At 66.2% G+C, this 25652-nt stretch carries 20 protein-coding genes; 6 read left to right on the top strand and 14 right to left on the bottom strand.

Annotated features, from left to right (window positions below; translation table 11 throughout):
• Positions 1-129: 129 nt before the first annotated feature.
• A complete protein-coding gene (locus VSR72_RS24580) occupies positions 130-576 on the bottom strand; it encodes a DUF3331 domain-containing protein (protein ID WP_342954943.1) in 447 nt (148 codons plus the stop codon).
• 460 nt (positions 577-1036) lie between these two features.
• Here VSR72_RS24580 and VSR72_RS24575 point away from each other — a divergent pair, with 460 nt between their 5' ends.
• From VSR72_RS24575 to VSR72_RS24550, 6 genes are all read left to right on the top strand, one after another.
• A complete protein-coding gene (locus tag VSR72_RS24575; RefSeq protein ID WP_342954942.1) occupies positions 1037-2110 on the top strand; it encodes a catalase family peroxidase in 1074 nt (357 codons plus the stop codon).
• Positions 2111-2284: 174 nt separating this feature from the next.
• Positions 2285-2830, top strand: coding sequence for an RNA polymerase sigma factor (locus VSR72_RS24570; RefSeq protein WP_342954941.1), 546 nt, complete (start codon positions 2285-2287; stop codon positions 2828-2830).
• Positions 2827-3741, top strand: a complete 915-nt coding sequence (locus tag VSR72_RS24565; RefSeq protein WP_342954940.1) for an anti-sigma factor — start codon at positions 2827-2829, stop codon at positions 3739-3741. Before VSR72_RS24570 ends, VSR72_RS24565 begins: the two co-directional genes overlap by 4 nt.
• Before the next feature lie 72 nt (positions 3742-3813).
• Complete coding sequence (locus VSR72_RS24560) at positions 3814-4671, top strand: hypothetical protein (protein WP_342954939.1); 858 nt, start codon at positions 3814-3816, stop codon at positions 4669-4671.
• 19 nt (positions 4672-4690) lie between these two features.
• Positions 4691-5584, top strand: coding sequence for a DUF3365 domain-containing protein (locus VSR72_RS24555; protein ID WP_342954938.1), 894 nt, complete (start codon positions 4691-4693; stop codon positions 5582-5584).
• 11 nt (positions 5585-5595) lie between these two features.
• Entirely contained in the window at positions 5596-6921 is a 1326-nt protein-coding gene (locus VSR72_RS24550) for a serine/threonine-protein kinase (RefSeq protein WP_342954937.1), read from the top strand.
• Here the strand turns inward: VSR72_RS24550 and tagF are convergent.
• From tagF to tssB, 13 genes are read right to left on the bottom strand one after another with little or no spacing between them, the layout of a single operon-like run.
• Positions 6918-7478, bottom strand: a complete 561-nt coding sequence (gene tagF, locus VSR72_RS24545) for a type VI secretion system-associated protein TagF (protein WP_342954936.1) — start codon at positions 7476-7478, stop codon at positions 6918-6920. The two genes, VSR72_RS24550 and tagF, sit on opposite strands and share 4 nt — an antisense overlap.
• Positions 7475-10999, bottom strand: a complete 3525-nt coding sequence (gene tssM, locus VSR72_RS24540; protein WP_342954935.1) for a type VI secretion system membrane subunit TssM — start codon at positions 10997-10999, stop codon at positions 7475-7477. Before tssM ends, tagF begins: the two co-directional genes overlap by 4 nt.
• Positions 10996-12348: a type VI secretion system protein TssL, long form gene (gene tssL, locus VSR72_RS24535; RefSeq protein ID WP_342954934.1), complete on the bottom strand. Its 1353-nt coding sequence runs from the start codon at positions 12346-12348 to the stop codon at positions 10996-10998. Before tssL ends, tssM begins: the two co-directional genes overlap by 4 nt.
• Before the next feature lie 25 nt (positions 12349-12373).
• Complete coding sequence (gene tssK, locus VSR72_RS24530) at positions 12374-13708, bottom strand: type VI secretion system baseplate subunit TssK (RefSeq protein ID WP_342954933.1); 1335 nt, start codon at positions 13706-13708, stop codon at positions 12374-12376.
• Between the two features lie 8 nt (positions 13709-13716).
• On the bottom strand, positions 13717-15081 hold the full coding sequence (tagH, locus tag VSR72_RS24525; RefSeq protein WP_342954932.1) for a type VI secretion system-associated FHA domain protein TagH: 1365 nt from the start codon (positions 15079-15081) through the stop codon (positions 13717-13719).
• Positions 15078-17063, bottom strand: a complete 1986-nt coding sequence (gene tssI, locus VSR72_RS24520; protein WP_342954931.1) for a type VI secretion system tip protein TssI/VgrG — start codon at positions 17061-17063, stop codon at positions 15078-15080. Before tssI ends, tagH begins: the two co-directional genes overlap by 4 nt.
• Positions 17050-19653, bottom strand: coding sequence for a type VI secretion system ATPase TssH (tssH, locus tag VSR72_RS24515; RefSeq protein ID WP_342954930.1), 2604 nt, complete (start codon positions 19651-19653; stop codon positions 17050-17052). The genes tssI and tssH overlap by 14 nt, the downstream gene beginning before the upstream one ends.
• Positions 19654-19657: 4 nt before the next feature.
• Positions 19658-20674, bottom strand: coding sequence for a type VI secretion system baseplate subunit TssG (gene tssG, locus VSR72_RS24510; RefSeq protein ID WP_342954929.1), 1017 nt, complete (start codon positions 20672-20674; stop codon positions 19658-19660).
• Positions 20659-22512, bottom strand: coding sequence for a type VI secretion system baseplate subunit TssF (tssF, locus tag VSR72_RS24505; RefSeq protein ID WP_342954928.1), 1854 nt, complete (start codon positions 22510-22512; stop codon positions 20659-20661). The genes tssG and tssF overlap by 16 nt, the downstream gene beginning before the upstream one ends.
• On the bottom strand, positions 22509-23018 hold the full coding sequence (tssE, locus tag VSR72_RS24500; protein WP_342954927.1) for a type VI secretion system baseplate subunit TssE: 510 nt from the start codon (positions 23016-23018) through the stop codon (positions 22509-22511). Before tssE ends, tssF begins: the two co-directional genes overlap by 4 nt.
• Positions 23019-23025: 7 nt before the next feature.
• Positions 23026-23517 (bottom strand): type VI secretion system tube protein Hcp, encoded by a 492-nt coding sequence (locus VSR72_RS24495; RefSeq protein ID WP_342954926.1) that lies wholly within the window; start codon positions 23515-23517, stop codon positions 23026-23028.
• A 49-nt stretch (positions 23518-23566) separates the two neighbouring features.
• On the bottom strand, positions 23567-25081 hold the full coding sequence (tssC, locus tag VSR72_RS24490; RefSeq protein WP_342954925.1) for a type VI secretion system contractile sheath large subunit: 1515 nt from the start codon (positions 25079-25081) through the stop codon (positions 23567-23569).
• A 10-nt stretch (positions 25082-25091) separates the two neighbouring features.
• Positions 25092-25646, bottom strand: coding sequence for a type VI secretion system contractile sheath small subunit (tssB, locus tag VSR72_RS24485; RefSeq protein WP_342954924.1), 555 nt, complete (start codon positions 25644-25646; stop codon positions 25092-25094).
• Between the last annotated feature and the right edge of the window lie 6 nt (positions 25647-25652).

The following is a 25652-nucleotide window of genomic DNA, read 5'->3' as shown; positions in this document are numbered from 1 at the left end:
CTTGCGTGGCTCTAGTACTTTGGTATTGGGGGTATGGGCGAGTTGATGCAGCCCGATCGCCTGGCGGGAGAAACTGAAAGGGACCGCAAAATCCCAAATAATGAATTTTTTGCGCCTCTTTTATTGTCTTTACGGCGCCATGCCAGGCGATTCGTGATCGGCCAGGCGAGCGTCCCATGCCTCCAGCGACGCCGCCAGTATCATTGCCCCCGAATTCAAAGGGACCTTGTAGCGCCGGGCCAGCGGCCGGAAAACCGCGTCGCCGCGCTTGATACGCTCCCCGGACAGCACGCAGACGCCCGATTTTCTGGCGATTGCGCGTCGCCAGACTTGCTCGCGGTAACTGCATCGCGTCGGGTCGCTCCACGAGAGCGTGAAAGACGTATTGGCCAGACGCTCTTCTATCTTGACCGTGCAGCTTGCGTATGTGTTGTCATCGGCGGCCCGGAGGTCGGTTCGCGTGCGCGTCGCGGGTGCGCGGCGCGAAACGCTCGTCCTCGAAGCCGGCGACGCAAGCAGGCCCGAGACCACGTGCGCCCACGGATTATGCGGGCAGTCCGGCGCCGAGGCGCTCACGTCATCGTCTGGCTCGTGTGTTTCATCGTTGGCGTCATTGACGCCACGGGGCTGCGCGCAGTGCACGCTTTCACAAGGGCCGCCGCCATCGAGTGCGGTTCCCGCGTATGTCGACCTCCACGAATCCAACCTCACCACGGCAAACTCCCATGTTCTGGATGAGCGTGACAGTCACGCGTGCCCCGCCTCCCGGAGCCGGAACGTCTTCTGTATTGCGTCCAATGATTTCCGATAACTGAAGCTTAAGGAGAAGTGCCGCTACCAGGTATTCTTCCCACGCATAGACTTAATGACGCTTTTGGATGGCGACCCCATACCTTGGTATACATCCATCATTCAGCGCGCACTGAATTGCGGCAAGCGGATTACCATATCGACCTCGCCGCACAGCGGCAACGCAAGAGATTCATAGAGGGCCTTTCAATTCATCGGCGTATGCGCGAGGCCCCTGCGCTGATTTATGTCCCGTCTTTCGCATTCGCAACTTCTTGCCAGGTACGCATTCATCGCGTTCACGCTCGCGGCTTGTGCCGCAGCGTTCGCATGGGCGGCGGGCTGGATCCATTGGCCCGGCCGCGAGGCCGCGCTCACGCCGAGCCGCCTCATCGACGCTTTCGAACGCAGCGCAGGCAAGCATCCCGGTTTTCGCCGCAATCATGCGAAAGGCATCTGCGTGAGCGGCTATTTCGACAGCAATGGCAACGGCGCCGCGCTTTCTCGCGCGAGCGTATTCGAGCGCGGCCGCACGCCGCTGATTGGCCGCTTCTCCGCGCCCGGCGGCAATCCCGCTGAAGACGACGCGGACACGACCGTGCGCAGCTTCGCACTGCGCTTCGCGATGCGCGACGGCGAGGAGTGGCGCACCGGCATGAATTCCGCGCCGGTATTCGCGGTGCGCACGCCGCAAGCGGTGTATGAACTGCAAGAGGCGATGGAGCACGACAAGCGCACGGGCCGTCCCGACCCCGCGAGACTCGCCGCGTTCTTTGCACAGCACCCCGAAACCAATGCGCTGCGCGACTGGCTCGCCGCGCATCCGCCGGCCTCCGCTTTCTATAACGCGAGTTATTACAGCATCGATGCGTTCCGCTTCACAAACGCAAGCGGCAACATGCGATTCGTGCGCTGGAGCGTCGTGCCCGATGCGCCTTACGCGCCGGCAGACAACCACGATTCGAACGCGAGAGACCCCGACTTTCTCTCGCACGACCTGAGGGTGCGACTGCAATCGGGTCCGGTGCGCTGGCGTCTCATGCTGACGCCAGCGGGCGCGGGCGACCCGGTCGACGACGCCACACGCGCCTGGCCTGCCGAACGCGAGCGGCATCGCGTCGATGCGGGTACGATCGTCATCGAGCATGCGCAGTCGCAGATCGACGGTCCCTGCCGCGACCTCAATTTCGACCCGACTGTGCTGCCGGCGGGCATTGCGCCCTCCGACGACCCGCTGCTCGCCGCGCGCGCCGCCGCTTACGCGGTATCGTTCGACCGGCGCACGAGCGAAGAAGCACATGCCGGAGTGAAAGGCCACTGAAGGCCGGTGCGCCCGCAACCCAAACGAAAGTATGGAATAAAGCGCACTGACCAGGTGTTTCGTTTCAAGTTCACCAAAATGGCCCGTGCCGCGTGCCCTTCACCAGACGGTCGCACACGACCGCACAGCGCGCACCAGTCCGGATTGAGCGGGGATCGTGGAGAAAACCCTTCGATGAGCGGTACAGACTTACCGGGCATGCTTCCCGCCATGATTCCGCGGCTGTGGGCGTTTGCGCTGCGCCTCTCCGGGGATCAACACGATGCTGAAGATCTCGTGCAGCGCGCCTGCCTGCGGGGGCTCGAACGCGCGCATCAGCTCCAACCCGACACGGCTCCGTTGAGCTGGATGTACTCCATCATGCATTCCACATGGATCAACGAGCTACGAGCGCGCAGCGTGCGCAAGCGCGCGAGCTTCGAGTGGGACGACGATTTCCTCGAAAATCTCCCCGATCCCGTCGATAATGGCCCCGAGACGCAGCTCATGCACAGCCAGATCATCGCAGCAGTCGAGCGACTGCCCGAAGCGCAGCGTGTGGTGATGCTGCTCGTCGCGGTCGAAGGCATGACGTATCAGCAGGCCGCCGACGTGCTCAAAGTACCCATTGGCACCGTCATGAGCCGGCTCTCGCGAGCGCGGCAGTCGGTCGGTGCCATGTTCAGCGGCGCGGCGCCCAAGGCGCCGCCCGCTCCGCAGCGCAAGGACTCAATCGCATGATTGCCGACGACGCCCAGTTACTCGCCTATGTGGATGGCCGCCTGTCGCCCGACGAGCGCGCGGCGATCGAAGCGCAGTTGCGCGAGTCCGCCGAAGCGCGCAAGAAGGTCTCGCTGCTGCGTGCCTCGCAGGTCGATTTCGCCGGCGCATTCGCTGAGCAGACGCTGCCGCCCGTGCCTGAATCGCTGCGTCTCACCATCGATGAAATGGTGCGTGCGCAACCCGCGCAACCTTCCGCCAGCGCGAACGACGCCGCGATGCCCGCCGCGGAACAGCAGGCTGGCGCGCCTGTGAGATCGCGCCTGCGCCGCGTGCCGGTCTGGCTCGCGGCGGCATGCGTGGTTGGCGCTTTCGTGGCCGGCCAGTTCGTGCGTTTCGACTCGCTGTTCGGGCCGGGTGCACAGGGACCCGGCGCCGCGCAACTGGCAAGCGCATCGGACATGTCGCCGTGGGTGAACGCGGCGGTTGGCTACCAGAAGCTCTATACACGGGAGACCGTCGCGTACCGGCAGGACGATCCGGCGCTCGCCGCGAAGGTGGTCGAGGACATCCGCCGCGACGACCGTCTCGCGCTGCGCGTGCCCGACCTGAGCAGCGCCGGGCTCACTTTCAAGTCGGTGCAGCGCCTGCGTTTTCACAATAAGCCGCTCGTGCAGATCGTTTATCTGCCGCGCAGCGGGCCGCCCATCGCCTTGTGCGTGATGAAGGACGCGCGCCCGGACGAAGCGGTCGCCTCCCGCACTGTCGATTCGATGGGCATCACCACGTGGCGGCAGAACGAACTGACCTACGCGCTCATCGGCGAGACGGTCGACGTCGACCTGGCGGCGCTCGGCAAGCGTATCTCCAACCTCGATACGGCGGCGCTATTCAGCGAGGCGCAGCAGGCCGCACCGTCGAGCAACGGCTAAGACCCGACGCCGCCACGGAATAATTGCCGCGCCAGGCTGTTGTGTTGAAGAACCCTCGACCAACGGCTCGGCATGATTCATCGATTGCACCTCTGGGCAGCGAGCATCGTCATCGCGGCGGCGCTCGTGTCGCCCGCGCACGCCGCATGGCGGCTCGCGACCACCGACGCACCCGTCACCGTCGTGCGCGGCGCGAACGTGACCTCGGCAGCGGCGGGCGAGACCTTGCGCGACGGCGACCTTCTCGAGTCGGGCGAAGGCGTCGCGCATCTGCAGGACGAACACGGCACGCTCGCCGCGCTCGGTCCGCAAACACGCGCGATGCTCACAGCCGACGCGCATGTCGCCTTGCTGAGCGGCTGGCTGAAGATCGCCGCCGCGTGCGCAACCGCGCCCTGTCCACAGGTGCGCGCGGAGACGGAATCCGGCGCGCTCGATGTCGGATCGAACGCTGCGGCGATCGTCGCCGCGCCCGCAAACACGCAAACGGTTAGCGTATTCAGCGAAACCGGCGCGCAGACTTTCGCGGCGCAGCCGCCCGTGTCGATAGCGAGTGGCCGGTTCGCGAGCATCGACAGCCGTGGGCACGTGCAGTTGTCGGCGCGCCCGACCGACGCTTTCCTCACGAACATGCCGCTCGCCTTTCGCGACGCCTTGCAGCCGCTCGCTCTCGCCTTCGCAAAACCCGCACGCGTTGCGCCGCCCTCGCGCGCTGTGACTTACGACGACATCGCGCCGTGGCTGGACAGCAAGCTGCCCGCACGCAAGACCTTTCCCGCACGCTTTCGCTCGCGTCTGGCCGATCGTGCATTTCGCCACGATGTTCAAGCGCATCTGAACACGCTGCCCGACTGGCGCGCCCTGCTCTATCCGCCCGAGCGCCACGGCGTGCCTGATGTGCGTAACGTGCGCAATGTGCGCTATCCATAAGGCAAGATCCATCACCGCCATGAAGCCTGGACTCTCCCTCAGCGTCAAATTCAACCTGGTATTCCTGATCATCTTCGCGATCGCGCTGGTGGTGATCGGCGTGGTCTCCGACCGTCTGCTGCAAGCACAGGCGCTCGAAGAAACCGCGCACGACGCCAACATCCTCGCGAGCGCGGCATCGTCGATGCAGAGCTACACGGCGGCGCACGTGACGCCGCTGCTCGCCACGCAGATCAAATACAGCTTCGTGCCGGAATCGATCCCCGCGTTTTCGGCCATCGAGATGCTCAAACTGCTGGAGAAGGACTTCCCGAGCTTCTCGTACAACGCCACGATGCTCAACCCGACCAACCCGCGCGATCGCCCGACCGACTGGGAAACCGACGTCATTCGCCATCTGCACGATCATCCAGAACTCAAGGAACTGACCGGCCAGCGCGACGCGCCAGGCGGCCGCTCGTTCTTCCTCGCGCGCCCCAGCAGCATTACCGACACCGCCTGCATGCAATGCCATAGCACACCGAGCGCCGCGCCCGCGACGATGACCGCGAAGTACGGCACGTCCAACGGTTTCGGCTGGACCATGAACGAGGTGATCGGCGCAGAATTCGTGTCGGTCCCGATGGCGCAGCCCATTGCGCGCGGGCGGGCCGTGTGGCGCACGTTCATGCTTTCGCTCACGGCCGTGTTCGCGATCGTGCTGATCGTGATGAACGCGATGATGCACGTGCTCATCACGCGGCCCATTCGTGCGCTCTCGCGCGCGGCCGACGAAATGAGCCTCGGCAAGCTCGATGCGACCACACTGCCCACGGGCGGCTCGGACGAAATCGCATCGCTCGCGGTGTCGTTCGGGCGCATGCAAACCAGCCTCATCGAAGCGTTCCGCATTCTCGACGAAGAGCAGACCTGAGGCCCCGAGCGATGTCCCGCGCCATCGACATCCCCACGACATTCGAGCGCTACGTCATCGAGCGCGTGCTCGGGCGCGGCGCAATGGGCGTGGTGTACCTGGCGTTCGACCCGCGCATCGAGCGCAAGGTGGCGCTCAAGACCCTTCAGCGGCCCGCAGGCGGCGAAGCGGATCACGAACTGACCGCGCGCTTTCTGAACGAAGCGCGCGCCGCGGGTCGTCTCGCGCATCCGCACATCGTCGCGGTGTACGACTACGGTGAAACGGGCGAAACCGCTTTCATCACGATGGAATATGTGCCTGGCGAAACGCTAGCGGCGAATCTCGCGCGGCACGCGAGCGCGGGCACGCGCATGAATGCGCTGGCCGCCCTGCGCTGGTTCGCGCAACTGCTCGATGCGCTCGACTACGCACACGGCTCGGGCATCGTGCACCGCGACATCAAACCCGCCAACCTGCTGATCTCGTCGCGCGGCGACTGCAAGGTCGCGGACTTCGGCATCGCGCAACTCGACACGTCCACGCTCACGCAAACCGGCACGCTGCTCGGCACGCCGAGCTATATGTCGCCGGAGCAGTTCACCGGCGACGCCGTCGATGCGCGTTCCGACCTCTTCAGCGCCGCTGTCGTGCTCTACGAAATGCTCACTGGGGCGTGTCCGTTTACGGGAACGCCGGGCGCGGTCATGCGAAGGATTCTGGACGAGATGCCGCCGCCTCCTTCTGCGGTCGCGCCCGGCTTGCCTGCCTATGTCGATCAACTGGTGATGAAAGGCATGGCGAAACGCGCCGAGGAGCGTTACGCCAGCGCGCGCGAATGGCGAGATGCACTACTCACCGCACTCGCGTCGGAGGTCAATGAGGATACCGAACGAACCGTACTCGTGCATGCCACCTCCGGAACACCGCCGTCTACGGCGAATCTCGACCCCGAACTCGTCGCGCACCTGGAGAAGCGCCTGGCGAGCCATGTCGGGCCCGTGGCCTCGCTGCTGGTACGGCGTGCATGCGCAGGCGCGACGAACATCGATACGCTGCGCGAACGCCTGAGCGCCCACTTGCCCACCGACGACGCGCGACGCGACTTCGATTCGCTGTTGATCCCCGTGGGCGCAGGCGCATCACGTATGCTTTCTGCGCAGACCATCAGCGCAGAAAGCGTGAACGACGCTATCGCGCGCCTCACGGCGCTTCTGGGTCCCGTCGCCCGCATCGTGGCGCGCCGCGCGGCGGCACGCGCCACCGATCTGCGCGCCTTCCACGCGCAACTGCTCGATGCGGTGCCTCAACCACACCGCGAAGCGCTACGGCGCGAGTGGGACATCGAAGGCGACTAGTCTGCCTTCTCGCGTGCTTCGAGCAAATGCAGAAACAAGCGCGTATCGAGCGCGCCCTCGTGCCGATGCGTCACGCCATCGTCCTGAGTCCACCACACGCTGGCGCCTTCGCACGGCGCCAACGCAATCGGCTCATCGCGCAGCGCAGCGAGTTTCGGCTCGAATGCCTCCAGCGAAAACGAAGCCGCCAGTGTAGACAACGCCAGCGCACAAGCCTCGTCGTGCCAGCGCGAATCGACAGCGCACGCTCCGCTTTCGATCTGCCGCGCAATCACGAATGGAAAATACCGCCCCACCGCATCGATTCCGGGCATGAGCACGCCGGTGCACGCGCAGTCGTCGATAACGGAGGGCGGAGCCGAGAAGCGCCACACTGGCATCTCCAGATAGCGCTCGAGCCACCCTCCCGCATGACGCTCGCGCGCGCCCAGCAGGCCGCGTTGCAGCCACGCGTCCCAGCGGTCGACGAAAGCCGCGGCAAGGCCGCGCCCAACGAAGTCGCCATGCGTGCGGACCTTGCCGTAAAAACCCGCGTCGTTTCGATAATCCGCGTTCATAGCGAAGCCGGGCAACGAAAGCCATTGAGCACGTCCGCGCGCAACGGATTGTTCACGCTGCTGGCCACAAGCGCGAGCCTGACCTTGCCGCCGTCGAACGCGGCGTTGAAATGATCGGCTTGTCCGGCCTGCTCGACACGCGCGGCATCGAGCAGATGGAACAGCGCCCACGGCCCCTCCGCGCGTGGCGGCGGCGTGGGCGCGGGGTCGAGTTCGACATGCGCCTGCCCCGTGCCCTTGCCGCTCGGCCATTGGAACGCAGCGGTGGCGTTGGGCGCATCGCTCGTCGCGCTCAACTGCGTGCCGTCGATATCGAGCACGAAGCGCTTCACCGAAGGATCGAGCGAAACCACCTTCGCCGAGAAGCGCACGGACACGTCGTGGCCGCCATCGCGGAACAACGCGTCGCGCAACATCGCCGCATGCTGGAACGCCACTGGCACATCGTCAGGAATGCCGAGCGCTTTCGCTTCGGGCCGCCACTTCCACACCGCGCCGGACATGTCCACCCGATTCTGCAGATTGTTCTGGAAGAACGCGTCGATCAACCCGCCAGGCGCGAGCACGCGCGCGAAGTCGTCGGGTGCGGCGTCGCGCGCCGAGTTCCGCACAAGCGGATAGCGGCCATCGAGCGCCTGCCTGCACACGGGCGCGACAGTCGTGGCCCACAGCGTCTGCAATTGGACGCGCTGGCTTTGAATCTGCACGGTATCCGCGTTACCCGCCACGCCTTGCAGCACCGCCGCGAGCGGCGCGGGCGCGTTCTGCGAGAGCAGCTTCAGGCGGTCGAGCGGTCCCGTGGCGGGCGGCGGCAGCGACTGCCTGCGTGCCGTGTCCTCGGCCTGCAGGGTCGCGGCGGCGTCCTTGAGCGCGTTGATGTCATCGTCGAGCGCGGCGCCCGCCAGATCGTGCAGCGCCTGAAAATGCGTATCGACGAGCGTGGGCGCGGCGGCCTGCTGCGCCTGCACGCCTATGCGCTTTTCCAGCACATCGAGCTTGCCGGCCGCCGGGGCCGGCGGCGTGAATGTCGTTTCGCGCGCAACGGCCTGAATCAGCGCGCGCAGCGGCGAATTCGCCGAGCCGAGCAGGTTCGCAATGCGCGCGCCTTGATCGGGCGCGCTGAACGGCACCACGCCGATATCGGCGAGCAACGCGTCCCACTGGCGGATCGCTTCCTCGCTGTAGAGCCGCGTGAGCGCCGCACGCAGCGCCTCCGCGCTTTGTGCATCGGTATGCGTCTGCCCCGCGCCGAGCACCCAATCGTCCTTCGACAGATTGGCGAGCGCCGCTTCGCGCAACCGCACGAACGCGTCGAAACCCGCGCGCGTATACGTACCTTCGATGCCCTGCGTGAGCGGCAAGCCGCTCTTTCTCACGAACACGATCTGCCCGCTCGGTCCCGCCGCTTTCGCCACGGTGAACTCGGGCAGGCGCAGTTGTGCGAGTTGCTGGTCGATACGCCCGTCCAGCCGCTGCGCGAGCGGCACCCGGTTGAGCACGGCGCGCGCCTGCGCGATCAGGTTCTGGTCGAGCGGCAGGTTCGAATCGAATTGCCCGCGTCGGAACAATGCGGCCAGATGCTGCTCGATGTCGGCGCGCTGTGCGTCGCTCGCCTCTTTCATCGAACCCGTTCGCCAGGTGCGCAGCGCCCAGACCTGCAGCGCGTCCGGGTCGAAATGCGTCGGGTCGCCCAGCATCAGGTATGCGCGCAGTGCTTCATAGAGCGTCGCGGGATCGTCCGCGCTGCCGTGGCGAAGCTGGTCCTCCATGCGTTGCACGACGATCGGCAGCAAGGTCTGCCGCAACAGGCGCTGGTACACACGCTGCGCTTCGAGGCCCAGCTTCTCGCGCTGATCGAGGCCGAGGCCCGCCCACCACGGCGCTTCGCGCCTGGCGCGCTCCGCTTCGCCGCCAGGCAGATCGCGCGCGGCGTCGAGCAGCGGCAGGACCGCGAGCGGACTGTCGCCCGCACTGGTTTTCTTCGCAAGCTCGGCGAGCGCGGCGCTCTGCTGACGGCTTTCGTCGACGAAGCGGCGATTCGCCCGACCGCTCGCGAACAGGGCAATCAGCCCCGCCACCATCAACACGGCAATGCCCGCGATCGCCGCCTGCTGGAAACGCCCGCGCCTCCGCACCGCACGCGGATCGCTGCCCGCGATGCCCTGCTCCGCGAAGATCACGTCGCGCAGCAGCCGCTTGACGAAATAGGCGCGCCCGCTCGACGCGTCCGCCATCACGACCTCGCGGCTCAGGCCGAGCGATGCCGCCATCGCGCTCATCATGCGATCGAGCGGGCGTCCGCTTTGCGTGCCGCTCGTGAAGTACACGCCGCGCAGTGTCGGCGCGCGCGCGAAGCGCGATTCGCCGAACGCCTCTTCGAGAAAGCGCCGCAACGCACGCTCGATGCCCGCGAACTGCTGCGGGAACGCAAAGACGAGTGCTCGCCGCCGTGTGTCGGTTTCCTGCTGCATGCGTTGCAGCACGCGGCCTTGTAGTTGTGCATGCAACAATGCGAACTCTTCGGAGAATCGCGCAAGCGGCGCACTGCCTTCGCTCGCCTCGCCCTGCGACGCCAGCGGGAACGTCATGCCCCACACCTGCTCGCGCTCGTCGCGCCCGAAGTCGTCGAAATACTCGGAGAAGCCCGCGAGCATGTCGGCTTTCGTCACGACGACGTACACCGGTAAGTTCACGCCGAGTTGCTGGTTCAGTTCCGCAAGTCGTTCACGGATCGCAGCGGCATAGGCCGCGCGCTGCGCGTCGGACTGTTGCAACAGATCGGCCACCGAGACCACGGCCATCACGCCGTCGAGCGGGCGGCGCGGCCGGTACTTGCGCAGCAGCCCGAGAAAGCCGAGCCATGCGCCACGGTCGGCCTGCTCGTGGCTGTCCTGCGTGGTGAAGCGGCCCGCCGTGTCGAGCAGCACGGCGTGGTCCGTGAACCACCAGTCGCAGTTGCGCGTGCCGCCCACGCCGCCCACCGCCTGCGCGCCGAGCCAGTCTGCGAGCGGAAAACGCAGGCCCGAATGCGCGAGCGCGGTCGTCTTGCCGGCGCCCGGCGCGCCGACAAAGAGATACCACGGCAAGTCGTAGAGCGTGTCGCGGCGGGGGTCGAGCCACGCGAACCTACCCCGCATGTCGCGCGCGCCGCTGGCTGGCGCGCGCGAATCGCGCAGTGTTTTCAGCGCCGCTTCGAAACGCGTGCGCAGTGCCGCGAGGTCGGCGTCGGCGGCCTTGCGTGCGGGGTCCGGCGTGCGCTTCGCGGGGTCGAGCGCATCGGCCACGAGGCTCTGCACGAACTGCGAACTGGCGATGCGCGCTTTCGCGAATCGCACGCCCCAGTAAAGCGCCCAGCACGCGAGGAGGAGCGCGATCGCCGCCCAACGCCGGGCGCTACTCTCCAGCGGCGCCGCGCCATTGAACGCCACGAGCGGCCCCTCGAACCAGACCAGTGCGCAAAGCGCCAGTACACCCGCAAACGTCACGAAAGGCGGTCTTTTCAATACGTGAATCCACTTCATGGCGCGGCTCCCGGCGCAAGAATGGCGATGCTCACGCGGCGGTTGCGCGCGCGGCCCGCTGCGGTTTCGTTCGATGCAACGGGCTCGGTATCGCCGCGGCCTTCGGCGCTCACGCGTGCGGGGTCCGCAAGATGCGCCGCGAGGATCGCGCGCACCGTCTCCGCGCGCGCCTGCGAGAGCGCGACATTGGAGGGAAAGCGCGCCGACACGATGCGCTGGTCATCCGTATGCCCGATCACGACGACGTTGCCTGGCTTGTCCGCCAGCGCCTCGCCAATGCGCTGAACGAGCGGCGCGAAACGCGGGTCGAGCTCGGCGCTGCCGGACGCGAAAATCTGCGCGCCTTCGGCGCGATTGTTGATGGTCACGGTCGTGCGGTCCGCCGATTCCCCAACTGTGACGAGGCCTTGCGCGATCTCGGGCGCGAGAAAGCCATCGAGCGCCGACGCGAACTTCGGCGCAGCCTGTGTCTTGGCCGCGAGCACGGGCGCGGGCGCCACACGAATACCGCGCATCGCGGCGAATACCGGGTCGGAGAAGGCATTGATGCGCAGTCCCAGCACGAGGCTCGTCACCATCAGTACGAGGGCCGCGAGCGCCAGCGCAACCCACAGCGGCACGAAACCGAGCGTGCGTTCGCGAGCGTGCTCCGCGGGTTGCCAATGCGGCGACAGCGCCCGCTCGAGCGGGCCGCGTTGCGCACGGATCATCTGTTCGAGGCGTTCGCGAATCTCGTCGAGTTGCCGCTTGCCGCCTTCGATGAGCCGGTAGCGCCCGTCAAACCCTGACGCAAGGATCACGTAGATCAGCTCGAGCAGGTCGATGTCGGCGGCGGGCGTTTGCGCGAGGCGCTGCAGGATCACAAAAAGCCGCTCGCCGCCCGAAGCCTCGTTGTGAAACGTCACGAGCAGGCTCCTGCGGCCCCAGACCCCCGCGCCCCACGGCGTCGCCGCGATCGCCTCGTCGATGAAAGTGCACAGGCAATAGCGCGCCGGGCCGAGCTGCGTGTCGGGCACACCGAAGGCGCGTCCGTCGGCCTCGAAGCGGCGCACCATCTGTATCAGTTGCGCACGCAACGTGTCGAGATCCGGATGGCTCGGTAGCCGGCGAAGGGGCAGCGCGAGTTCCAGCAATGGGTTGGCCGCCCTGAGCAGCGGGTTGCGGCCAGCCATCGTTGCATCGAGCGGTGCGAGCCCGGGTTCAGCCGATCGCGGTGTACGCTGCGGCGCGGGTTCTGCGTCGGCGCTGGCCGTGCGTTCGCGTTTGCGCCCCGGCATTGGCATGCGGATGGTGCGCGCGGCGTCGAGAAAATCCGCATCGTCGAGCGGCGCATTCGTGTTTTCGGTCATGGAAAGCGGTCCTCTATGCATGACTTCAATGACGGATAGCCCAGAGTTCCATCGCAAGCCCGGGGAACTCACCCGCCACGTGCAGCGCCATGCCCGCAGAAGAAGCGAGCGTTGCCCACGCCTCGTTCTGGTCGTCGAGTTCGAAATAGCTGTAGCCCGCATGGAACGGCAACTGGCGCGGCGCGACGGCCAGCGCGCGCAACGCGATGCCCGGCAGTTGCAGATTCACGAGATCGCGGATCTTCTCGATGCTGCCGATCTTCACCTGGCTTGCGAACGCGGACAGCAGCGTGCCGGCCGGCACCTGCGCCCGCACCGCAAGCACGAAGGTCGCGCCGGCAAAGAGCGTGCGGTCCGCGACCCGCGCCACACGCAAGCCATATTTGCGCTCTTCGAGCGCGATCGCCACCACCTGCGGGTCGGCGACGCGCGAAAGCGCGAGCCGCAGCGCATCGATCACGGGTTCGAAGGTCTCCTTCAGCCGGTCGTGCCGGTAAGCCGCAAACGTGGGCGGCCGCCGCACGGCCTGGCTGAACGTGGCAAGCTCGCCCGCCAGCGCGATGCACGACTGATAAAACGATTCGGGATGCAAACCATCCATCGCATTGAAGTGCGCCACGAGCGGCTGCGCGCGATTGACGATCTGTAGCAGCAGGAAATCGGCGATCTCGGCCATGCCCGCGCCGTCGGGCTGTGCGAGACGCCCAGCGAGCGCTTCGCCGCGCTGCTGAAGGAGCCCACCCAGCTCGGTCGAGAAGCGCGCAAGGCGGCCCGCCACGCGATAGTCGAGACACGGTGCGCAGTAGTCGTCGTCGAGCACGACGCGGCCGTCGCTGCGGCGCTCGACCACGTGCGCCACGCCCGCGCATGCGTGCGCGTTGGCCACGTCGGGCGCGAGCGCGAGGCGCAGGCGCAGCTTGCCGATCTGCAACAGCGTGCTGGGCGCATCGGCGTCGTTGCTGTCGTGGACTTCGAAGTCCCCCGCGCCGTAACGCACGAGATTATCCGCATGCTCCATGCCGCCCGATTCGGGCGCGCCCGCGCGGCGCACGGGTAGCGCGAGCATCACCGTCACATTCGCGGCGTTTTCGGGGATATCGAGCGGCTCGGGCAAATCGTCGTCTGCGGGCAGGTTGAACGGCGTGCCGTCGGGCAGCACGCCCGAGGCCGCGCGCAACGCCAGTTTGCCGAGCTTGAGCAGCGCCTCGTCGATCTCCAGCGCCGTGAAGCCCCAACTATACGCGCGCAGGCCGTTCACGCGCCCCGCGACCAGCGCCTCGACATGCCGGTCGTGCTGCTGAAGATGCTGCGGCTGAAGGAACATGCCCTCCGACCAGATCACTTTGTTGTTCCAGTACATGCTATGACTCAATCCTTCGGAAATTGCAGCGCGTCCAGCTGCGCCTGATAGGCGCGGCCAAACGGTTCGCCAAAGCGCTGCTGGAAGTCGTCGCCCGCGTCGCGCGACACCTGCTCCCAGGTCTTCACGTAGCGCTGCCACAGGCGTGCCCGCCGATTGCCGATGAGCGCTTCGAGGCCAGCGGGCGCGTCGAGCGAGCGCTCGATCGCGGCGGGGTCGATGCGCCCCATGGCGTCGTCGAACGCGGCGCGCATGCCCGCGACGAGCGCGAGCTCGTGTGCCTGGATGTCGCGATAGGCGGCGCGCAAGGCTTCGTCCGGCGCGAGATAGCCGCGCCCGCGCGCGCCTAGCATTTGCGTCAATGCGCGGTCCGCGTCGGGAAAGAACTTGAGCGGGTTGTTGTCGCGCGCCTCGATCATCGTCATCGCCATGCGGGCCTCGCGCCGCGCCATCGCGCGCGAGCGCAAGACGCTCATCGTGCCCTGCGTGGCTTCGCGCAACAGCGCGCCGGTGAGGCGGGCAACCTCCTGCGCGCCAAGGTGGGCGACATCCTCGGCTGCAATGCCGAGGCCCTCCAGCAGCGCCTGCAGCACGGCGGAATCGTCCGCGCGCGGGGCCGCAGCGGCAGTCTCTGACGTCGCAGCGCGCGAGTCCTCGAACCGGTGCGCCGGTATCGCAGCCAGCGCCCTTTCTGGCGACACGTGCTCGAAGCTTCGCGAGGGTGCTGCGGGCTCGCGCTCCCCCCGCGCGGGAGCGTCGCGCAACGGGTCGGCTGCACCCAACGCGTCCATCAGCGCCTGATTCGCGTTGCCGCCGAAATCGAAATGTCCCGGTTCGCGCAGCAGCGGCGTCGCGGCTAGCGGATCGGGCGTGAACGGCGCTTCGTCGCGCGGGGGCCGCAAGACGCCAGCGCGCGGTGCGTCCCAGTCGTCGGGAATGAGCGGCGCGCCCGGCGGCGCCTCGAACTCCGGCGTGCCCGGCAGGCTCGCGGCCAATGGCTCCACGTGTGGCGCAGGTTGCGTCATCAACGTTTGATCGAATGACGCCCAGGCTTCCTCACTCTTTTCGAAGGAAACCGCGAGCGTATAAGCGCCAATCCGGATCTGATCGCCATGCGACAACACAGCCTCGCGTGCCCCGTTCAGCGCCTCGCCGTTCAGCAGCGTCGGATTGCTTCCCGCATCGACCAGCACATAGGTGTCGCCACGGCGCTCAATGCTTGCCTGCATGCGCGAAATGCCGCGTTGTGCGTCGCTCAGCACCACGGTGCTGTCCTGTGCGCGGCCAATGGTTGCGCGATCATCGATCTCGATCGTGTGCGGCATGGCGTGCTCGCCGCCTTCGCCGCCCTGTACAGTCAGCGTCAGTCTCACGGGGCCTCCTGATTGCGAATCTTGCGCGTGCCGTCGTCGGCGTCGCGCGGCGGTCTGGGCGGCGCAGGCGGCACGCCAGGCGGCACGGGCGGCACACCTGGACCAAGCGGAATCGGGAAGCTCGACATCTCGATCGTTTCCGGGCCGATAAGGATGTACGACGCCCCGGCGCGCAGCGCGATGGTTGCGCCCGCCTCGATCTCCACCGCCGCGCCCGCCTTGATGTGCACGGCCGCGCCCGCGTCGAGCGAATACGCCGCGCCCACGAACTGCTCGTGCGTCGTCATGCTGGCCGCCGAGACGGGGCCCGCCACGCGCGACGTGCTGCCGCCCAGCACCGAATCGTTGCGCGCGCCGCCCGTCTCGCGGAATTCGCTGCCGCCGATGCATAAGTGCCGCTCGCCGGTGACGTTCATCAGCGCGTCGTGCTTGACCCATGTTTCGTGATCGCGCTCGGCATGAAAAAACATCTGCTCGCCACCCTTGCGGTCGTCGAGGCGAACTTCGTTGTAGCCGTTGCCGCCTTTGGTGGACTGGCTTTTAAGCGTGGACACCGCGCTTTGCGCGGGCAGCTCGTACGGCGGCATATTGGTCGAGTTGTAAAGCGCGCCGACAATCACGGGCCGGTCGGGATCGCCCTCGATGAAATCCACCAGCACTTCCTGCCCGACACGCGGCAGACACATCGCACCCCAGCGCCGGTTCGCCCAGCCTTGCGCCACGCGCACCCAGCAGCGCTCGAGGCGGTTCGCGCCGCCCGTTTGCGAAAGCTGTTCCCAGTGGAACTGCACTTTCACGCGCCCGTACTTGTCCGTGAGGATCTCCTCGCCGGGCGGCCCGATCACAACCGCCGTCTGCGGGCCCGCGGCGCGAGGGACAGGCGTGACGCGCGGCGAACGGAACGTGTTGTCGCTGCGAATCGCCCGGAAGTGGCAGTCGAACAGCGGCTGGGTGGGGTCGCTGGTGGATACATAGGCATCCGATACGATTTCCGCCTGATTCTCGATCACCAGATACTGGCGGTTCTGTGCGCCGCCCGCATGATCGCGCAACCGGAACAGGCCGCCCGCCGCAATGCCGCGTGCGGTGGTGCGCCCTTCCATTGCGTCGTTCTGCGTTTGATGGATCTCCACGTTGATGCGCGCAAGCCGCTCGCCGTCGTCGGCTTTCACATGCCCGCTCAAATGCTCCTGCATCAAATAGCGCGGCGGATCATAGGGCGCGCTGCGCGTCGCGCGCGAGACGAGCCCTTCGCTATTGCTCACCGATGCCTTTTCGAAGTCGTAGTCGTTGACTTCGTAGCGCCCCGTTTCGAGCGTCGCGCCCGCGTGCCAGCGGTATACGCACTCTTCGTCTGGACGAGGCGTGTCCCAGCCCTGAAACGGCACCGACTCATAGTGCGCGATGGGCCGGTGCTCCGCGCCGGAATCGGCCAGCACGAGCGTATGTTTGCCGCCCGCGTGCTCGAAAAAGTAATGCATGCCTTCGCGCTCCATGAGGCGGCTCACGAAGTCGAAATCCGTTTCGCGGAACTGCACGCAATGATCGAGCGCCGGATAGCTCGCCGTGCAGGTATTGCGAAAGTCGATGTCGTACGACTCCAGAACCTGCGCGACGATTTGCGGCGCGGTGCGCTGATGGAAGAAGCGCCGGTGCGATGCGCGCGTGAGCAGCCACAGGCGCGGATGCACGATGGCCTCGTAGCGCGCCATGCGGTTCTTCGTGGTGTCGCCGGGCGCGAGCAGGCGCAGCGTCGTGACGACGCCGTTGAATTCGCGCGATCCGCCGGCCGGGTAGTCGAGCGTCACGCAAAGGTTCTGCCCAAGCACCGCGCCCGGATCGATATCGTTGCGCATATCAAGGAACGCGATCTCGAAGCGGCTCAAGCGCCCCAGCGCCTCGCTCGCCGACATGCGCAGAAACACCGCGTCGTCGCCGAGCGCCGCACAGCTCATGCGTACATGGCGATTAGTCGAAGGCATAAGCAAACTCCTCACCCTCGACGCTCACGTGCACGCGTGCAAGCGTTTTGCCGTCCATCACGCGCGAGAGATACTCGGTGCTGATGCGCGGCAGCACGCTGTTGGTCAGAATGGCGTCGATCATGCGGCCGCCGCTTTCCATGCGCGTGCAACGCAACGCGATTTGCGACACCACCGCTTCGTCATAGGTGAAAGGCACGTGGTGCGTGAGCGTCACGCGCTCGGCCACGCGGCCCAGTTGCAGCCGGATGATGGCGCACAGCATGTCGCTGGAGAGCGGGTAATACGGAATGGTCACCATGCGCCCGAGCAACGCGGGCGGAAAGGTCTGCAGCAACTGCGCGTGAAGCTCGCGTTCAATCACCTCCATCGGTGTGCTCGTTTGCGGATCGCGGCACAAGTGCGCAATGCAATCGGTGCCCGCATTGGTCGTGAGCAGAATGAGCGTATTGCGAAAGTCGATGGAGCGGCCTTCGCTGTCGTCCATGCGGCCTTTATCGAAGACCTGGAAGAACAGTTCGTGCACGTCCGGGTGCGCCTTCTCCACTTCGTCGAGCAGCACGACGCTGTGCGGCCGCCGGCGCACCGCTTCGGTCAGCACGCCGCCCTCGCCAAAACCCACGTAACCCGGCGGCGCGCCCTTGAGCAGCGACACCGTGTGCGCTTCCTGGTACTCGCTCATGTTGATGGTGATGAGGTTCTGCTCGCCGCTATAGAGCGCCTCGGCGAGCGCGAGCGCGGTTTCGGTCTTGCCCACGCCCGATGTGCCCGCGAGCAGAAACACGCCAACCGGCTTGTCCGGATCGTCGAGACCGGCGCGCGAAGTCTGCACGCGTCGCGCGATCATTTGCGTGGCGTGATGCTGGCCGACGATGCGGCGGTCGAGCACCTCGGCGAGGCGCAACACGTTGCCGATCTCGTTCTTCAGCATGTTGAGCACGGGCACGCCGGTCCAGTCCTGCACGACCGCCGCCACCGCATGACGGTCGACGCCCGGCAGCACGAGCGGCGCTTCGCCCTGATGCGCAGCGAGTTGCGCCTGGCGTTCGCGCAGCGCGGCCAGGTCGGCGTGCGGTACGCCTTCACGCAGCGCTCTACGGCGCGCGAGAATGTCCTCTACCATTTCGCGCTCCACGCGCCAGCGGGCGTGGAGATCGGCAAGACGCGCGGTTTCGGTTTGCAATGCCGTCGCCGCGGCTTCGCGGCGCGCCGCCGTATCGACGCCGATGGCCGCCTCGCGCCCGATCACTTCGAGCTCCGTGTTGAGCGCATCGATACGCCTTTGCGCGTCGTCGACGGTGGGCGGCGTGGCGTGCTGGCTCACCGCCACGCGGGCGCATGCGGTATCGAGCAGGCTCACCGACTTGTCCGGCAACTGCCGCGCGGGCAGATAGCGATGCGAGAGCGTCACCGCGGCCTCGATCGCCTCGTCGAGGACCTGCACGCCGTGATGCGTTTCCAGCGCTGCGGCCAGGCCGCGCATCATCGTCACGGCGCGCGCCTCGTCGGGCTCGTGGACCTGCACGACCTGAAAGCGGCGCGTCAGCGCCGGGTCCTTTTCGATGTGCCTGCGGTACTCCGACCACGTCGTCGCCGCGATGGTGCGCACGCTGCCGCGCGCGAGCGCGGGTTTGAGCAGATTCGCCGCGTCGCCGGTGCCCGCCGCGCCGCCTGCGCCGATCAGCGTGTGCGCCTCGTCGATGAAGAGAATGACGGGATGGGGCGCTGTTTGCACGGCTTCCAGCACCTGGCGCAAGCGTGCCTCGAATTCGCCCTTCACGCCCGCCCCGGCCTGCAGCAGCGCAACGTCGAGCGCGCGCAGGCTCACGTCGCGCAGGGCGGGCGGCACGTCGCCCGCGGCAATGCGCAGCGCGAGGCCTTCGACCACCGCCGTCTTGCCGACGCCCGCCTCGCCCGTGAGGATCGGGTTGTTCTGCCTGCGCCGCATGAGAATGTCGACGACCTGGCGAATTTCCGCGTCGCGGCCGACCACGGGATCCAGCTGGCCCGCGCGCGCCTGGCCCGTGAGATCGACGGTGAAGCGCTGCAGGGCGTCGTCTGTGCGATGTGGCGTGTCGGGCTCCTGCGTCACGACCGCGGCTTGCGTCGAGGCTTCGGGCGACCCGTCGAGCACATCGGCGAAACTGGCGACGAGATCATCGAGCTTCACGCGATCGAACTCGCGCGAGATGCCGCGCAATGCGTTGCGAAGCACGGGCGTCTGCAACATACCGACGAGCACATGCGCGCTGCGCACCTTCTGGGCGTCAAAGAGCAGCGATGCGTAGACCCACCCGCGCTCCACGGCTTCCTCCAGTTGCGCGGAAATATCGCTGACTGAGGCCGCGCCGCGCGGCAGTCGATCGAGTGCGTCGGTCAAGTCGCGCGCGAGCGCGGCGGGTTCGATGCGCGCGTGCCGGATCACGCGATGCAGGTCCGAGTCGGGCAACTGCAACAGTTGATGCAGCCAGTGCGCAAGCTCGACATACGGGTTGCCGCGCAAGCGGCAGAACGTGGTCGCGCTCTCCATTGCGCCGAAACTGAGCGTGTCGAGCTTGCCGAACATGACGGCGCGGCTGATGTCTGCCATTGCACTAGTCCTTTGCATGAGTTGGGGCCCACGGACGCAGCTTGAGTTGCGCCGCGTCGGCGGTCGCGGCGCGCGCGTGCAGCCAGGTCGTGTAGCCGAGGCGCTGGTTGCGCCCCAGCGCAAGACGCGGCACCTGCGCGCGGCGCAATTGCAGGTTCACGTCCCAGTCGAGCGGATCGCGCACGTACAGGCGCACCCAGTCCGCGAGCCGCGCGAGGCTTGCGCCGCCTGGCAGGAAGCGTTCGTAGTCGCCCAGCGAAAGCGGCCCGAGCACGACGCGAAACTTGTGCTGCCGATCGAACACCCTTGCGCCGAGCATCGTGCCGACGCCCACGCGCGTGCTTTCGTCGCGCGCGCCAAGGCGCGTTAGCGCACCTTCGGGCAGCTTCATCCAGTGCCCCACGTTTTGCACCACCTCGACCGGCAAGCCGAAAAAGCGCGACAGCACGATACGCAATCCCGCCGCGTGGCGCGTGGGTCCTGCGAGCAGCCCCGCAAAATGCAGCTTGGCGAAGTCGGGCACGGTGTCGCGATCGCGCAGCGCCGCTTCGTTGAGCCCGAACACGGTGCCGACGTATGCGGAAAAGCGGTCGTCGTCCTCGCGATCGAGGCTCACCACCGGCTGCGCCGTGGCCCACGCGCGATAGAACAGCGACGCCATGCGGTGATGAAATACATCGAGAAAGCGCGCGAACGTCGGGTCGCCCGCGTTACGCGCGCGGTGGCGCACGTATTCGGTCAGATGCGTAGGCATCGGTCCATTCGGGCCAAGCAGACCGAAGAAGTTCACGGTGAACTTCGGTGCGGCATCTTGCGGATTGCTGAAACGGCGCAGCGCGGTTGGAAAGAAAATCAGTTCGGCATCCTGACCGAATCGCACCGCGTCGTCGCGCGGACGCATCGATGCCCCCACGCGCGGCAAAGCGCGATGCGCGCATTCCACCAGCCGCACGGCCTGAAAGAAGTCGAAGCGGTTCGCGTCGGCGCAGAAGCGCTCGAATAGCGTCACAGCGTCCGGCATTGCCCGCTCCCCGGCGCCCAGCGCATGATTTCGCCGCGTGTGGTCGAGGACACGCAGGTCTCGGTAAATGAATTCATCGACACGTATTGCTCGAAGAAACGCGCGAGCACCGCGCCGAACAGAAACGCGCTCGCCCCCTCGAAACCGCTTTCGTCGAGCAGCACATCGAGCGCGAGGCCGCGCCCGAACACGATCGGCCCGCGCGAAGGCAGGCGGCGCGTGAGCGATCGCGAACGGATGGAGCGCAGGCCCTCGATCTGCCGCACGGCCGCGCCGTCGCCCTCGGGCGCGTAGAGCGCGAGCAGGTCGCGCATGGCGCGCGCGCCGCTCCCGTTCGCGTCGTCCACCAGCGACGCGTAGTTCAGCGACAAATGACTCAGGAGACGCCAGGCCACGGCCCCTTGCGCGTACGAAGGCAACGGCCGGCTCGGCCCGGCGACACAGCGCACGCCGGAAACCGGCGCCTCCAGCTCAAGCGTGAAGTCGGTCTCGCCGCGCCCGAGCGGTAAGGTCAGCGTGAGATCGCGGTTGGTGCAGAGCACACTCACGCCGAGCTGATGCAGATCTCCGGGATATGGCGCTTCGTGCGTATCCACGAGGGCGATCCAGGTTTCGCTGCCCGCATAGGACGAACGCGCACCGCGCTCCTGTTCTCTCGCGGACGGCAATCGCTTTTCGCGCCGAACCTGATAAAACGCCGTATCGGGATCCCCCGCGCCCAGATCGCGCATACGGTAGAACGGTTGAAACGCGATCGGCGCGCTGCCGCCCGAGCGGTGGCCCGTCACGCTCTCCACGCGGTACACCTCGAAGTCGCGCGGGCGCGTGCGATCCACCACGACGTGATGTTCGAACTGTTCACCCGTCACCGCGATTCGATCGGCGCGGCGCGCAAAGAGGTTGATCGCGGGCGTGCAATGGAGCGCGAAATTCTCGTGATCGATCCGTTGCTCGAGCGAGTTATCGTTCTTCGAAAGCAGCACGACAAGCTCGATTTCGTTGCTTTCACAACGAGCGAAGTGCGCGCGCAATCCATCGATCCCGACGAACATGAACCGCTGCGCAAAGGCGAAATACTCCTGCAGCAGCCGATAGCCTGGAAACGATTGCGCGCTCACGGGCAACAGCGCTTCTTCGTCGGTGAAGCCGAGCGGGCGCAGCGACGCAGGCGGCAGCACGCCAAAGGGCGTCGCAATGCCGAGCGTCGAGCCAACCAGCAACTCATAGAGCCTTGGCGCCATGCCGTCGCTGCCGCGCAAGTAGATGGGCAGATGATCGATGGCGACGTCGCCGATCGTGCGCTCACCGAGCGCGCGCAGCTTCAGGCGCAAGCCCGCCTTCACCCCGCGCGGCAAGGCGGCTGGGATGCCGGACAGCGCGCCGGTATGCGTAAAGAGCCGCGCCTCCACTAGTTCGAGCGGCGACAAGGTGAGCGCGTGCGCCGTGCGAAATTCGCAGCGCGTCGTGCGCTCGCCGTCGAACCGGCCTTGCAGGGCCGTGCCGCGCGGCACCGCGACGCCATCGGCGAGCGCGGGGTGAGTCTTGTCGGGCTGCAATTGCACGACCGTCATCGCGGGCGTTGGCGCGAGATAATGCGGATACACCAGCTCGGCGAGATGCTGCGTGAAACGCGGAAATTCGGCGTCGATTTTCATCTGCACGCGCGCAGCAAGAAAACCGAAACCTTCGAGCAAACGCTCCACATAAGGGTCGGCGCATTCGTTGCCTTCCAGGCCCAGGCGCCCCGCGATCTTGGGAAACGCCTTGGCGAACTCGCCGCCCATCTCGCGAACATGCTGCAATTCGCGGCTGTAGTACTGGAGGAAGTCGGGGTTCATCTGAGCGTCGTCTCTTCGTACACGTTTGCCTTACCGGCTTCCAGATCGAGTTCCGTGCGCAAATAGAGCCGCTCCGGCACGGGATGCGCATGCAGATCGCCTTCGACGATGAACGCCAGCGCGTTGTGCGCGATAGCCACGCCATCGGAGCGGATGGCGCGCACTCGCAAGGTGCCGCGCACGATGCGCGGCTCGAACGCGCCGATGGCCTCGGCAATCAGTCGTTCGATCCGCGCGACCTCCACGTCCGACGCGCTCCTGCCTGCCAGATCCGCGAAGCCGAAGTTGAGCACCGAGTCGGCCACGCACGGAAAGCGCGCGATCTCCTGCGCCGACGCGATGCCCCGCGCATTGAGGAGCCAGCCGATATCGCGCATCACACTCAAGCGTTGCGCGCGCGCCGAACTGGCCCGATGCTCGCGGACTTCGCTCGTCGCTTCGGGTGCGTGGTCGGTCAGCCGTTCCAGCAGCGAGGGCTGCACGCGTTCGGCGTTTTTCGCGCGCATGATCTGCTTACGCCGATGCACTAGCCGGAATATTCCACTTGCACTCGACCACGCCGCCGAGCGCCGAGCCGGTGCTCGGATCCTGCTGCTGATAGGTCACGTGGAACTTCTCGAAATTGAGCGTGACCGTTTCGGTAAAGCGGTCTTCGCCATCCGATCCGCCGGTCGAATAGTTCGTGATCAGCACTTTCTCCAGCTCGATCGTGTAGTACTCCAGCGGTTTGGTGCCGCCCGCCTTGCGCACGGTGAGCTTGCCCGTCGGGAAGTGCTTGCCGGTCACGCAGGAGGTCATGATGGCCGGCGTGGCGTGATCCGTGTACTTGGTGATCGAGAGGTCATGCACGTCGACCTTGCCGCCGCCACCGCCCGTGCCGAGGTGCATCGTCCCGGACTGGTCCATGCTCCAGCTCCACGAGAGCACGTCGATTTCGTCCTTGTGAGTCGAATCCAGCGACTCGCCCGTGACCGTGCCAAGTTTCAGAAATATATCGACTGCCATTTGGATTCCTTATTGATTGAATTCGCGCAGATTTGAACATCGCGACGGCTTATGCCGCCTTTGTCGACGGCAACCGCGAAACGAGCCGCAACGAAACGGTCAGGCCTTCGAGCTGATAATGCGGGCGAAGATAGAACTTCGAGGTGTAGTAGCCCGGATTGCCTTCCACTTCCTCGACCACGACTTCCGCTGCCGCGAGCGGCCGGCGCGACTTGGTCTCTTCCGACGAGTTGGCGGGGTCGCCGTCTACGTACTGAAGAATCCAGTCCTGCAGCCAGCGCTGCATGTCGTCCTTCTCCTTGAAGCTGCCGAGCTTGTCGCGCGCAATACACTTGAGGTAGTGCGCGAAACGGCTGCATGCAAATAGATAAGGCAGACGCGCGGCGAGGTTCGCGTTCGCGGTGGCGTCCGGGTCTTCGTACTCGACCGGCTTGTTGAGCGACTGCGCGCCGATGAAAGCCGCGATATCCGAATTCTTCTTGTGCACGAGCGGCATGAAGCCGTTCTTCGCCAGTTCAGCTTCGCGGCGGTCGCTAATCGCGATCTCGGTCGGGCACTTCATGTCGACGCCGCCGTCGTCGGTGGGAAACGCGTGAACCGGCAGATTCTCCACCATCCCGCCCGACTCGATGCCGCGAATGCGCGAGCACCATCCCCACGTCTTGAACGAGCGGTTGATGTTCGCGGCCATCGCATAGGCGGCATTCGCCCAAGCGTACTTCGATGCGTCTGCGCCCGCGGTGTCTTCCTCGAAGTCGAATTCCTCGACGGGGCTCGTCTTCGCGCCATAGGGCGTGCGCGCGAGAAAGCGCGGCATGGCGAGGCCGATATAGCGCGAATCTTCGGATTCGCGCAGCGAGCGCCATGCAGCGTGCTCGGGCGTCTGGAAGATCTTCGTGAGATCGCGCGGGTTGGCGAGCTCTTGCCACGAGTCCATCAGCATGACGGCGGGGTCCGCACCCGCGATGAACGGCGCATGCGCCGCTGCGGAAATCTTGCCCATCTGCGTGAGGAAATCGACGTCGGGGCCGCTGTTGTCGAAGTAGTAATCGGCTACCAGTGCGCCGTAGGGCTCGCCGCCGAACTGACCGTACTCTTCTTCGTAGAGCCGCTTGAAGAGCGGGCTCTGGTCCCACGCCACGCCCTTGTACTTGCGCAGCGACCGGTGCAGGTCGGCCTTCGAGATGTTCATCACGCGCAGCTTGAGGCTCTCGTCGCTCTCGGTGTTGGTGACGAGGTAGTGGAGCCCGCGCCACGCGCTTTCGAGCTGCTGGAACGGCTCGGCGTGCAGGATGACGTTGATCTGCGCGCTCAGCTTTTCGTCGATGCGCGCGATCAGCGCTTCGATGGTCGCGAGCGCGTCGTCGGACACGCGATGCGTGTCGAGCAGCGCCTGTTCGGCGAGCGTACGCACGGCGCTTGCGACCGCATCGCGCGCCTTCTCCGTGCGCGGGCGAAATGCCTTTTGCAGGAGCTGTTGAAATTCGCCGGATGCGCTCGCCGCGTCGGCTTCGTGCGCATCTGGCTGCGCGAACGCGGTGGGATCGAGTTGGGTGTCTGCCATCGTGGGTCCTTTATTCGATGTCGGAAGCGCCGGTCTGCGCCGTGGCTGCAGGTGTGACTTCGGGCGCGTCCTGGGGCTTCGGCGCGGCGGCGAGCGCACTCATCAGTGCGGGGTCCTCGAGCAGCCTCGCGACGAGCTTTTCCGCATCGGTCTTGCCGTCCATATAGGTCAGCAGGTTCTGCAACTGGCTGCGCGTCTCCAGCAGTCTTGCGAGCGGTTCGACGTTGCGCGCAATGGCGGCCGGCTCGAAGTCGTCCATGCTCGCGAAGGTCATGTCCACGCCGATCTTGCCTTCGCCGGTCAGCGTGTTGTCGACCTGCATCGCCACGCGTGGCTTCATCGAGCGCAGGCGCTCGTCGAAGTTGTCGATGTCGATCTCCAGAAACTTGCGGTCCGCGACGGCTGGCAGCGCTTCCTGCGTCTGCCCCGAGAGATCGGACAGCACGCCCATCACGAAGGGCAAACTGATCTTCCTTTCCGAGCCATAGACTTCCACGTCGTACTCGATCTGCACGCGCGGCGCCCGGTTGCGCGCGATGAACTTCTGACTGCTCTCCTTGGCCATTTGACC

This window comes from Paraburkholderia sp. JHI869 (genome assembly GCF_038900775.1).
Classification (GTDB): domain Bacteria; phylum Pseudomonadota; class Gammaproteobacteria; order Burkholderiales; family Burkholderiaceae; genus Paraburkholderia.
Note: the sequence above shows the minus strand (reverse complement) of the source record. Positions and strands in the feature narration are given on the sequence as shown.